The sequence below is a fragment of the Dolichospermum circinale AWQC310F genome (genome assembly GCF_000426925.1).
In the GTDB taxonomy this organism is placed as follows: Bacteria; Cyanobacteriota; Cyanobacteriia; order Cyanobacteriales; family Nostocaceae; genus Dolichospermum; species Dolichospermum circinale.
On sequence record NZ_KE384685.1, the window covers coordinates 171,944 to 183,554 of the forward strand.

Below are 11,611 nucleotides of genomic sequence, written 5' to 3' on the forward strand. Positions count from 1 at the left end.
TGTACCTCATAACACCGGGAAGTGCTGTAAAATCATACTCTTAATTAATCAGCAACGCCTTTTTTGTTAATTTTACTTTTGTCTTGGTACTCGCCACAATAGAACGGTTGCCATAACCATAGTTGGTGATAAAACCATAATTAGCACACTTGTCGCCGTTGCTGGAATCCATAGAAACGGAGCAGCATATTTAATTAATACCGAGAGCAAAGCGGAAAATAATAGCAGTTTCAACAAAAATCCGATCGCTTGCGGGGTGTAGGCGTGTTGATTTTCCATAACAGTGCGGCAAAATACATGATTTTATAGGGTATATACTAATTTAAACCTTACCCTTGAGTTTCTACAATATTTATAAATATAAAACCTGACAAAAAGTAGACAGTTGAGTGATTGTCATTGTTAGTATTGTGTATCAGTTGGATTTGATGTTGATTGCCAAATTCACTCTATTTTCCCATTTCCATGATATACTTACCTGTTTCAATACTATTATTTATTGGTTTATTGCTATTGCTACCATTTATCTGGTTTGCGGTGGCAATAGACGTAGTGGAAATTGCAGTAGCTAAGTTAGGTTTTTCTCCTAACACTGCTTTTTTATTATTAGTGCTAGTTATTGTTACCAGCACAATCAATATTCCTATTTACCGCTTAGAAGCTCCAGTCCAATTAGCAGACGAATTTGCAGCACTGTGGTTAAAAGAATTTTGGGGGATTCCGTTAAGACAAGTGCAACGTTCTACCGTGGTAGCTCTAAATGTGGGTGGTGGATTAATACCTGTGGTGTTAGCATTATACCAATTTTCCCAGGGAAATGCCCTGGCAATTCTGCTAGTTACAGCAATTGTGACCGTTGTTAGCTACTTTGCAGCCCAAGTAGTACCAGGAATTGGTATTCAAATCAATCCCTTACTTGCCCCTTTGAGTGCGGCCGTCTCGGCAATGCTAATAGCTTCACCCCATGCTGCTCCTGTAGCCTTTGCTGGTGGTGTTTTGGGGACTCTGATTGGTGCTGATTTGCTACATCTCAAAGACATTCAAGCGATGAGTTCGGGTGTGTTGAGTCTTGGGGGCGCTGGTGTGTTTGACGGGATTGCTTTATGTGGACTATTTGCCTTGTTATTAAGTTGATATGTGTTGTTTGTCCTTTGCCAGTTGTCAGTTGTTAAAAATAAAGTAACCACAGCAAAGCCTGGATTGATTCTGAAGGCGACACAGGTGTAAAATTCAAAGAAATGTGCTGGAGTGAATATCACACACAATCCGTAGATTTTGTCCTGATTGTATTAATTAGGAGCAGAAAATTGTATTGAGTCCCATTAGCAATAAGTTACAATGAGCAGGGTAGCGTTAAAAATTGTCGCTGTGGTCAGGCCAGAGGTACATATATCAACTATCATCTTTTTCCGTCATGGTGCTGATTGTTAAAAAAGATTCTCATCGAAATAGACATACCTTAAAGGCCTTGAATCAGCTACTGTTGACAGGTAAATCTTTACGGTTTATGGCTTGCATAATAGCCTTATTCACATTATGGGGGTATAAAACTATACAAAATCAGTTTGTACAACCACAAGCAATATTAGTTCTAGGCGGTTCTACTCGCCTGTTAGAAAGGGAAAAGTTTACAGCCAATCTAGCCCATAAATACCCACATATACCGATTTGGATTTCTGGGGGTAGTCCACCTCAGCATACCAAAAAAATATTTGCTAATGCAGGAGTTGATCTTCGTCGTTTACATTTAGATTATGAAGCTGTAGACACAGTTACTAATTTTACCACTTTAGTAGATGAATTACAATCTCGTGGTATAAAAAGTGTTTATTTAATCACATCTGACTTTCATATGGTTCGTGCTTGCGTAATTGGTGAAATTGTTTTAGGTAGTCGAGGCATAAATTTTAAACCCGTATCAGTTCCTTCCAAAAATTCACCAGAACCCATTGAAAAATCTATTCGGGATGGTGCTAGAGCGGTGATTTGGGTAGCTACAGGTTACACAGGTGCTAATCATGCTAAAAATAAACCAATCCAAAAAAGCTAACCATGGACATAAATCTGAGGATGAAGTTTCTTCTGTATAAGAATCTGTTAACACCAAGTTCAACAAACCGGAAATAGCACATTACAGGACTTAACGTAAGTATAATATCCTAGATTGTAGTCAGGACTTTAGTTTGCTTTTGGAGACGTTACGGAAATAAGATCAGGGCTAAAGCCCTGACTAAAAACAAATGATATGATATTTTTTTGTGGAACTTGCGTAAGTTCTAGATGAGAACGAAATTAAAAGTTCAAAATTTTCGATAGTTTCCAATTCCCAATATCACCACAATTTGATACCCTAGCTTAAACAGTTTTGAGAAAAGTTAAAGCGTGGAAATTCAACTTGGGCGGGGAAAATTGGCTCGTCGAGCCTATGGAATTGATGAAATTGCTTTAGTCCCTGGTAACAGAACACTCGATCCGAGTTTAGCTGATACTAAATGGAAAATTGGCAATATTGAGCGAGAAATCCCCATTATTGCCAGTGCAATGGATGGTGTGGTTGATGTGAAAATGGCCGTTCGTTTGTCCCAGTTGGGGGCATTGGGAGTAATTAATTTAGAGGGTATCCAAACTCGTTATGCTGATCCCGAACCGATTTTAGATCGGATTGCCTCCGTGGGCAAAGACGAATTTGTGAGCCTGATGCAAGAACTATATGCCGAACCAATAAAGCCGGAATTAATTGAAAAACGTATTCAGGAAATTAAACAACAAGGCGGTATTGCAGCGGTTAGTGCGACTCCAGCGGGTGCAAGCAAATATGGTGAAGTAGCAGCATCTTCAGGGGCAGATTTATTTTTTATCCAAGCTACAGTAGTTTCTACTGATCATCTATCGCCAGAATCTGTTACTCCCCTTAATTTAGGGGAATTTTGCCGCTCTATGCCCATTCCCGTGGCCTTGGGGAATTGCGTTACTTATGAAGTGACACTGGAATTAATGAAAGCCGGTGCAGCAGCAGTATTAGTGGGTATTGGACCTGGTGCAGCTTGTACCTCTCGCGGGGTACTGGGCGTGGGTGTACCTCAAGCTACTGCGATCGCTGATTGTACAGCCGCTAGAGACGATTATTACCAAGAAACCGGAAAATATATTCCTATCATCGCTGATGGTGGTTTAATCACTGGTGGAGATATCTGTAAATGTATCGCCTGTGGTGCAGACGGTGTAATGATTGGTTCTCCCTTTGCTAGAGCCGCAGAAGCCCCTGGACGGGGTTATCATTGGGGCATGGCAACTCCTAGCCCCGTATTGCCTCGTGGGACTCGGATTCGCGTTGGTACTACCGGCACTCTAGAACAAATACTCACAGGCCCTGCCGGCTTAGATGACGGTACTCATAACCTTTTAGGAGCTTTAAAAACCAGCATGGGAACTTTAGGCGCTAAAAACATTAAAGAAATGCAGCAAGTTGAAGTCGTCATTGCTCCTTCTCTACTAACCGAAGGCAAAGTTTACCAAAAAGCTCAACAGTTAGGCATGGGTAAATAACTCATTCATGTCATTGGTTAGTGGTCATTGGTCATTAGTCGAGAGTTTTCTGCTAACAAAGGACAAAGGACAACGGACAATTGACAACAACTTTGAGAATGACTGGAAAAATCACATATCTAGCCTACAATAGAAGTGGCGGAGACAAATGTTTCCGTTCACTCCTCACACCACATTCCGCCCGGACTATTGTTCGGGCGGTTCCTTATATTGGACATGAATTTTCTAATTTCTTGGCAAATACTCATCCTTAAACCCTAAGAGGAGGTTTTTGCTGTGGTAGAATTTTCACCAAGCTCGGAAATATTTTATGTAAAGGTTTTTAGGTATGTCAGCAGCACAACAAGTTACAGATTCTACGTTTAAGGAAGAAGTCCTCGACAGCGAAGTTCCCGTATTAGTTGACTTTTGGGCTCCTTGGTGTGGTCCATGCCGCATGGTAGCCCCTGTTGTTGACGAAATTGCGGCTCAGTATGAAGGGCAAATCAAGGTTGTGAAGGTCAATACTGATGAAAATCCCCAGATTGCTAGTCAGTACGGTATTCGCAGTATTCCCACACTAATGATTTTCAAAGGTGGAGCAAAAGTAGATATGGTGGTCGGTGCTGTACCTAAAACCACTTTAGCTAACACTTTGGAAAAGTATCTTTGAAGCTCAATAAGTAAGAAAATTCTCTTGGGTTATTCATTGATACGATAAATTACGTACCGAAAATGGTGCTTACAGAAAAAGCTTAGTGTCAGTACCACTTTCGGACATTTTTGTGGTGATTGTTAGTTCAATAAAACTTAGTTATTGAGAAACCTATATTGTAATAATAACAGACAATATGGGAAATATCATGTAAAATAACGTAAGTTACTAGTACAGCAAGGCAATTCAAAAAGCAAATTACATAAGCCTTTTAGGGATTTTTGGTTATTGTTAGTTGACTTACGCCGCAGTGTGCTAGTAACTTAAGTTAAAATATAATGCCATTATTACGGCAGTACGTATGACTTCTGAAGCGTATTTTTCCTCATTAGATTCTCTGCAAGCGGATCTAGCTGAACTAATAGGCCGTTTACCAACACTAAAACATCGGCAATTTATTCAGCAGTCCCTATCTACAATTTTGCGTCTTGCGGATAGTGACATTGAACGTCTTGACTGGAAAATACTATCTGCTGCTTTAGTAGATATGGAACGTGGTTTCCAGTTGTTTTATAATTATCGTCATGTCCGTAAAATTACTATTTTTGGTTCTGCTCGTCTAGCACCAGAAACACCAGCATACCAAATGGCCGTTGCATTTAGTCGCGCTGTTTCCCAGTTAGGATTTATGATTATGACTGGTGGTGGTGGTGGAATTATGCAAGCTGGTCAGGAAGGCGCTGGAACAGACAATTCCTTTGGTTTAAATATTCAGTTACCTTTTGAACAACAAGCTAACCCCATTATTCACGGTGATACTAAACTAATTAACTTTAAATATTTCTTTACCCGCAAATTATTTCTTTTAAAAGAAAGTGATGCTGTGGCTTTGTTTCCCGGTGGTTTTGGGACTCAAGACGAGGCTTTTGAATGTATGACATTAAGCCAAACAGGTAAATTTGGTCCAGTTCCTTTAGTATTAATTGATCAACCGGGAGGTGATTATTGGCGCTCCTGGAATCAGTATATTGATGAGAAATTGGTAAAGACGGGGCTTGTTAGTCCTGATGATCCTAGTTTATACACAATTACAGATAATCTAGAAGTTGCTTGTAATGCTATTACTAGTTTTTACCAAGTTTATCATTCTAGTCGTTATGTTGGTGATCAACTAGTGATCAGGTTAAGAGAAGATTTATCAGATGAGCAAGTGGAAGCACTTAATACTAACTTTAGTGATATTCTGGTAACAGGCAAAATTGTCAAGAGTCAAGCATTACCCCAAGAAGGACAAGATGAAACATCTAATTTACCTCGCTTAGTTTTATATTTCAATCAACGAGATTTAGGGCGTTTATATCAAATGATTGGGGTAATTAATCAGGTGGCAATTCCTACTCCAGAGGAAGCAGCACATCCAGAAAGGAAATAGACTACAGAAAGCTATTAATTAGTCAAAATATGGACGGAAATAGGAAATAAACAAAAAATGTGAACTGATATCATGTAATCTAATTAACATAAAAATATGTGACAATACTAATTATTATGACTCAATACTGATAAATATAATCAGGCTTGTATATTAGTAGATGTGATTAGGAAAAGAGGAAACAAGAAATAGGAAATAGAAACTGATTACGTAGATATAGCGCACAGAGTAGGCTTGATACGGTGTGGTCAAAATACAGGAGATTTTACCTGATACCTGGTGTGGCATATTACGTTAGTAGATTACTTGAATGATTCACAAAAAAAATAAAATAAAGGAATTTAACTATGCTGGAATTATTAGGATCAGGTTTGTTTTCTCTGTGGCTAGAAATGGCTAAGGTACAAATTCAACCTCTAGAAGCCTTGAGTGTACTGGCTTGGCAAGGTAGCCCTAGCTTCATTCTTGTCCCTGATCCTAGTCCAGCAGGAGCTATAACAGTACAGCAATATCTCAAGGGTTTAATTACATCAAAATTAATTGACCAAAATCTCATGTCCTCTCAGGGGATTTGGTTACAGTCGGGACTGATGTTAATGGCTAACCATCAAGGTACTATACCTTTACCCGCTGCTTCTTTAACTAAAATTGCTACTTCCTTAGCGGCTTTTAAAACTTGGGGACCAAATCACCAGTTTCAGACTTTGGTGAGTAGCACAGGACCGGTGGTAAATGGGGTGGTACAGGGCGATTTAGTGATTACTGGTACTGGTGATCCTATGTTTGTTGGGGAAGAAGCTATTACCCTGGGAAATAGTCTGAATAAAATAGGTATTAAGCAGGTAAAGGGAAATTTAATCATTACTGGTGCTTTTGCGATGAATTTCCAACGCAATCCATTACTTGCTGGTCAATTACTCAAGCAAGCACTAAATCACCGTACTTGGTCTCGTTCTGTGGTTTTCCAATATTCTGTTATGCCCAAGGGAACACCTAAACCCCAGGTTATGATTACTGGTAATATCAAGGTAGACCCTCGACCGAAAGTAGGACAAACTTTACTAGTACGTCATCTTTCCTTACCTTTGACAAAAATAATTAAGGAAATGAATGTTTTTAGTAATAATGATATTGCGGAAATGTTGGCTGAATCTGTGGGGGGTGCTGATGTAGTTAGCAGCACAGCAGCCCAACTTGCTGGAGTCTCCAAGTCAGAAATTCTTCTGATTAATGGTTCTGGTTTGGGTAAGGAAAATCGGATTTCTCCCAGAGCCGTTTGTGCTATGTTTATGGCATTACAACGGGAATCTAGTTTTTACAAGTTGACTTTATCTGATTTGTTTCCTACTTCGGGGTTGGATAACCGAGGTACAATGCATTCTCGACATATGCCCAAGGCAACTGTGATGAAAACTGGTACTCTTAATGATGTAAGTGCTTTAGCAGGAGTTGTACCTACACGCGATCGCGGTTTGGTTTGGTTTACAATCATTAACCGTGGTGGAAATATATCCGCTTTTCGGGCTGAACAAGATAAACTTCTCCAACATTTAGAAAAAGAATTAGAAGTATCTACGGATATTCCCCCCACCATTGTGCCTCCCAAAGATAATTCTTTACCAAATTTCGGTGCAGCTAATCGCAATGAAATTTTGTATAGAGGTTAGTTACTATCTGTTGTTGAGCAGGGCTGTATCCATACAATTTTTAGCGGTTATAAACTGCATCCACATTGTATCTATTTTCGGGGGAGAACAGGAAAATGATTTGTTTTTCAAATTTACACCCTAGCTATTGTCACAATCTCTAACTGATCCTGGTATTTACCCTGGCGAGTTTCATAATTAACAGCACAAGGTTCACCCTCTAAAAATAGCAATTGTACTACACCTTCATTAGCATAAATACGACAGTCAGCACTGGAAGAATTGGAAAATTCTAAGGTAAGATGACCCCTCCATGCTGCTTCGGCAGGTGTTAAATTTGCTATTATACCACATCTAGCATAAGTAGAATTATGCACAATTATGTCATTAGCAAGAAAATTTTCTAAACCAGGTACAGAAATATCATAAACTTCTTCCATTCCTGCACATTCTATAGATTTAATTTCGTCCCAAAGTATATGATCATGAATTTGTAGTCTAGACTTTGTTGCTAAGAGAATAGAATACATTTTTTCTTCAAATCTTCTTTGTTTAATTGAATCAGGTAAAAAGCCTATTTCATTAAAGAATTTCCAAACCGCCTCGGATGATTGAAAAGCCAAAACATAAGCATTACGACCATTTGCTGGCTTCCTAACTCTAATTTGGCTGGGAATACCAAATCTTAATAATAAATGATGAACGTCACGAATCAGACGTTCACTGATAGAGCAATATTCAACCGCTAAAGTTGGTTTTGCTCTTGTAGATTCTCCCACTAAATAAACACTACCATCGCCAGAAAATAAAGCACGGAGAAAAGCTGCTATTACTACTTTTGGTGCTGTAAATACTCGTTGAGGAACAAATTTTCCTAATGCTCCTACATTCAAACCATAAGATTGTAACCATAGATTAGCTCTATTATGAGTTACTACACCACCTCTACCAGCTTGATTAACTAAACGATAACCAAAATCTTTACCTTTATAAGTCACTTCTTGATAAAGAACTGTTTTAACACAGTTTTTTAAAGTATTGACTAGCACTTCATCCTCAGATGTAAAGCATGGACTACTACCAGGAGTATGACATTGACCTTCAGAAATCATTAAACCTAGTAATGTTGCTTCATCAATAGTTAAATCTCCATTACCAAATATTGGTATAGATTTAGGAGTAGCTATTTTAACTCCTGAAGTTAATTCTTCTAAAGGTTTCCATCCTGTTTCTGTCAAAAAAGGATGATTTGAAGTAGCTTGAATAACCGCACCTTTTTTAGTTGTCACTTGATAAATCGGCTTTACTCCTTGTGGTATAACAGCCGTAGCAGCAGTTTTAATAATCCCTTTTTCTTCGCTATAACTTGCTGTTTGTCCACCTGCAAATTCCTTAATTGGTAAATATGCTCCTGTAGCTGCATCAACAATTTTTGTATCTCCTGTCAAACATTTACCAATGCAAATTACTGTAATATTGGCTGGAACTTCCAGCTTTTCCAAAGCTACACCCAAACCGTAGGAATGAGCAGGTAAGATAAAATAGCTACCACTTTCACTTGTATGTAACTGAGTGGACTCTAGATTTTGGGGGTTAAAATTTTTAGGGTCAATGACAGTACCAGGAATGTGACGAAAAATCCGAAATTCAGATGCAGAAAGACGGATATCATAGCCATAAGAAGAAAGTCCGTAACTAATTACAGGTTGGGGAATCTGAGATGGATCAGGTTGCAATTTACGAATTAAACTAGACTCAAAGGGCGAAATCATGCCTTTTTGAGCCATTTTGGTAATCCAGATGTCGTTTTTAATCACAAGTTGAGAAAAAATTGAAACTAATTTATGAGAATATTTTAATACTTAAGGTTGATGAGAGCGACGAATTTCTGTAATTTGATCTGCTATCTCTAAAAGAGACTTTGGCATTTGAGAACCTGTAAGAATAATATCAAGATGAGGAGGACGGTGAGAAAGAAAATCTAAAACCTCACTTTCAGGAATTAAACCGAAATTAACCGCTAAACTCAACTCATCTAATACCAACAAAGAATACTTACCTTGATTAACTACCTGTTGAGTATATTGCCACAGTTTTTCTAGGGAAAGCTTTTCCCCTTCGTCCAAATCGGAATTATCAATATAACGAGGCAAATCACAGCGAATCCAATCTAAGTTTTGTCCCATTGTAATGGGTCGTTCATGCCCTTGACGGATACCACCTTTAAGAAACTGAACTATTAGTACTGGTGTACCTTGTCCAGCAATTCTCAGTACTTGTGCCATGACGCTTGTAAAAAAGCTACGTTGAGAACTAGTAAAAACTTGCACTAATCCTGCTACGGAATATGGTAAACTGAGAGTAGAATTTGAGACTGAAATTTCTAATTGGGCAACCATAAGACAAAGTTGAAAACCTGGTGATAAATTTAATGGTGTTACTAAAATGGTGTTACTAAGTTGACGTATAAAAATCAAAAATTGCATTGCTCAAATTTTTACCCTCTGCGTCTTTGCGTTTGGGAGTGAGAAAGATTCATCCTTAAATCCATTGAAGCCAATTTAATAATTTACGGGTCAATTGATAGCAAAACACATAATCATCCTACAGCAGTATTTAGGATTCCCATAGTAAAATATTCTGACTTGATGCAGTTAATATGTATAAGGCAGTAAGCAAAAATTCAAAAGGCAATTGTAATGGCTTGGCAACGTCCTGACGGCAGAAAACCCAGCGAACTCCGTCCCCATAGTTTTTATCCTAATTTCACCCGCTTTGCCCCTGGTTCGGTTTTGGCTAAATGTGGTGATACTCAAGTTCTTTGTACCGTGAGTGTAGCTGAAGGAGTACCTAAATTTTTGGCGGGAACTGGTCAAGGTTGGTTAACGGCAGAGTATAGAATGCTACCTTCTGCTACCCAAAAACGTCAGGAACGGGAATTAATGAAATTATCAGGGAGAACCCAGGAAATTCAGCGTTTAATTGGCAGAAGTTTAAGGGCTGCGTTAGATTTTGAGGTTTTAGGAGAACGGACGCTAATGGTGGACACAGACGTATTACAAGCCGACGCGGGAACGAGGACAATGGCAATTACAGGGGGTTTTGTGGCTTTAGCTCATGCTATATCTCAATTATTGCAGCAAGGGGTGTTAGAGCGATCGCCTTTATGTAGACAAATAGCGGCGATTTCTGTAGGCTTATTACAAGGTGAACCATATTTGGATCTGAACTATATTGAGGATGTGTCAGCAGAAGTGGATTTTAATGTAGTTATGAATCATAAAATGCAAATTATTGAAGTTCAGGGAACAGCGGAGGAGGGAAGTTTTAGTCGTCAACAATTGAATCAAATTTTAGATTTTTCTGAACAAGGAATTCAGCAATTATTAACTGCTCAAAGAAATGCAATTAGTGATTGGAATACCTTATTCATAGAAAATTAAAATAGAAAATTAAATTGTCATAATTCCCCAGTTAAAAAATTCAATTAGTTTCAATTAGTGGCCGTAAACTTGCAACCAAAAAGAAATTCAGAGCAATCTTGGCTAATTCGGTGTTTGTCAGCATTTCTGTTGTTAGGTCAAATCTTAATACATTTTCTGCGCGGAAAAACCTATTATCGCAAGATATTAGAACATACAGTAACAGCAGGACCGGGTGCAATTTACCCAGTTTTATTAGTCAGTGGTTTTGCGGGGATGATTTTCACTATTCAAACTGCTAGGGAATTAGTGAGATTTGGGGCTGTAAATACTGTTGGCGGTGCATTTGCTGTAGCATTTTGTCGGGAATTAGCGCCAATTTTAACTGCTAGTATTATCGCTGGACAAGTTGGTTCAGCTTTTGCGGCGGAATTGGGAGCAATGCGAGTAACAGAACAAATTGACGCTTTATATATACTCAGAACAGACCCTATTGACTATTTAGTTTTACCTAGAGTTATTGCTTGCTGTTTAATGATGCCTATCATGATGATTTTTTCCTTAATTGTAGGTATTATGGGCGGTACTTTTGCGGCCATGCAGTTTTATCAAGTTGTTCCCGAAACATTTTTAGAATCAGTGAGAGAGTTTTTAGTACCCTCAGATATTTTTATTATTTTACTTAAAGGGTTAATTTTTGGGGCTATAGTTGCTGTTAATGGCTGTAGTTGGGGACTGACAACTCAAGGGGGAGCAAAGGAAGTGGGAGAGTCAGCAACTACCGCTGTTGTTACTACCTGGGTGGCAATTTTTATGATGGATTTTATATTGGCGTTACTATTGTTTGAGCAGCCTGTATTTTAAAGGGAACAGGGAACAGGGAACAGGGAACAGGGAACAGGGAACAGGGAACAGGGAACAGGGAACAGGG

General features: G+C 38.7%; 11 protein-coding genes and 1 pseudogene. 9 read left to right on the forward strand and 3 right to left on the reverse strand.

Features of this window, described 5'->3' with window-relative positions; genetic code table 11:
• Positions 1 to 465 precede the first annotated feature (465 nt).
• The 7 genes from ACIR310F_RS0112850 to ACIR310F_RS0112875 all read left to right on the forward strand — a co-directional run bounded on the left by ACIR310F_RS0112850 (position 466) and on the right by ACIR310F_RS0112875 (position 7,279).
• A complete protein-coding gene (locus tag ACIR310F_RS0112850) occupies positions 466 to 1,134 on the forward strand; it encodes a DUF1614 domain-containing protein (protein ID WP_028084181.1) in 669 nt (222 codons plus the stop codon).
• 373 nt (positions 1,135 to 1,507) lie between these two features.
• Positions 1,508 to 2,050: a YdcF family protein gene (locus tag ACIR310F_RS0112855; RefSeq protein ID WP_035367965.1), complete on the forward strand. Its 543-nt coding sequence runs from the start codon at positions 1,508 to 1,510 to the stop codon at positions 2,048 to 2,050.
• 332 nt (positions 2,051 to 2,382) lie between these two features.
• Positions 2,383 to 3,546: a GuaB3 family IMP dehydrogenase-related protein gene (locus ACIR310F_RS0112860; RefSeq protein WP_028084183.1), complete on the forward strand. Its 1,164-nt coding sequence runs from the start codon at positions 2,383 to 2,385 to the stop codon at positions 3,544 to 3,546.
• Positions 3,547 to 3,626: 80 nt separating this feature from the next.
• Positions 3,627 to 3,800 (forward strand): hypothetical protein, encoded by a 174-nt coding sequence (locus ACIR310F_RS25635; RefSeq protein ID WP_155963792.1) that lies wholly within the window; start codon positions 3,627 to 3,629, stop codon positions 3,798 to 3,800.
• Positions 3,801 to 3,874: 74 nt separating this feature from the next.
• Positions 3,875 to 4,198: a thioredoxin gene (trxA, locus tag ACIR310F_RS0112865; protein WP_028084184.1), complete on the forward strand. Its 324-nt coding sequence runs from the start codon at positions 3,875 to 3,877 to the stop codon at positions 4,196 to 4,198.
• Positions 4,199 to 4,541: 343 nt separating this feature from the next.
• Positions 4,542 to 5,612, forward strand: coding sequence for an LOG family protein (locus tag ACIR310F_RS0112870; RefSeq protein ID WP_028084185.1), 1,071 nt, complete (start codon positions 4,542 to 4,544; stop codon positions 5,610 to 5,612).
• Positions 5,613 to 5,959: 347 nt separating this feature from the next.
• Positions 5,960 to 7,279, forward strand: coding sequence for a D-alanyl-D-alanine carboxypeptidase (locus ACIR310F_RS0112875; protein ID WP_028084186.1), 1,320 nt, complete (start codon positions 5,960 to 5,962; stop codon positions 7,277 to 7,279).
• A gap of 113 nt (positions 7,280 to 7,392) precedes the next feature.
• Here the strand turns inward: ACIR310F_RS0112875 and ACIR310F_RS24365 are convergent, their stop codons facing one another.
• The 3 genes and pseudogenes from ACIR310F_RS24365 to ACIR310F_RS0112890 all read right to left on the reverse strand — a co-directional run bounded on the left by ACIR310F_RS24365 (position 7,393) and on the right by ACIR310F_RS0112890 (position 9,657).
• Complete coding sequence (locus ACIR310F_RS24365) at positions 7,393 to 8,706, reverse strand: LAGLIDADG family homing endonuclease (protein ID WP_414534265.1); 1,314 nt, start codon at positions 8,704 to 8,706, stop codon at positions 7,393 to 7,395.
• Between the two features lie 3 nt (positions 8,707 to 8,709).
• Positions 8,710 to 9,045, reverse strand: a pseudogene (locus tag ACIR310F_RS27620) (dCTP deaminase domain-containing protein); the annotation flags it as partial.
• Between the two features lie 75 nt (positions 9,046 to 9,120).
• Positions 9,121 to 9,657, reverse strand: a complete 537-nt coding sequence (locus ACIR310F_RS0112890) for a P-loop NTPase family protein (protein ID WP_028084187.1) — start codon at positions 9,655 to 9,657, stop codon at positions 9,121 to 9,123.
• A gap of 300 nt (positions 9,658 to 9,957) precedes the next feature.
• Between ACIR310F_RS0112890 and rph the strand changes: the two genes are divergently transcribed.
• Together rph and ACIR310F_RS0112900 are read left to right on the forward strand one after the other, a co-directional pair.
• Positions 9,958 to 10,701, forward strand: a complete 744-nt coding sequence (gene rph / locus ACIR310F_RS0112895) for a ribonuclease PH (protein ID WP_028084188.1) — start codon at positions 9,958 to 9,960, stop codon at positions 10,699 to 10,701.
• Between the two features lie 69 nt (positions 10,702 to 10,770).
• A complete protein-coding gene (locus ACIR310F_RS0112900) occupies positions 10,771 to 11,544 on the forward strand; it encodes an MlaE family lipid ABC transporter permease subunit (RefSeq protein ID WP_028084189.1) in 774 nt (257 codons plus the stop codon).
• Positions 11,545 to 11,611 lie beyond the last annotated feature (67 nt).

What these genes read in the sequence shown, in the direction of transcription:
- ACIR310F_RS0112850 (WP_028084181.1), top strand. Translation starts at nt 466, where the DNA reads ATGATATACTTACCTGTTTCAATACTATTATTTATTGGTTTATTGCTA.
- ACIR310F_RS0112855 (WP_035367965.1), top strand. Translation starts at nt 1,508, where the DNA reads ATGGCTTGCATAATAGCCTTATTCACATTATGGGGGTATAAAACTATA.
- trxA (WP_028084184.1), top strand. Translation starts at nt 3,875, where the DNA reads ATGTCAGCAGCACAACAAGTTACAGATTCTACGTTTAAGGAAGAAGTC.
- ACIR310F_RS0112870 (WP_028084185.1), top strand. Translation starts at nt 4,542, where the DNA reads ATGACTTCTGAAGCGTATTTTTCCTCATTAGATTCTCTGCAAGCGGAT.
- ACIR310F_RS0112875 (WP_028084186.1), top strand. Translation starts at nt 5,960, where the DNA reads ATGCTGGAATTATTAGGATCAGGTTTGTTTTCTCTGTGGCTAGAAATG.
- ACIR310F_RS0112890 (WP_028084187.1), bottom strand. Translation starts at nt 9,657, where the DNA reads ATGGTTGCCCAATTAGAAATTTCAGTCTCAAATTCTACTCTCAGTTTA.
- rph (WP_028084188.1), top strand. Translation starts at nt 9,958, where the DNA reads ATGGCTTGGCAACGTCCTGACGGCAGAAAACCCAGCGAACTCCGTCCC.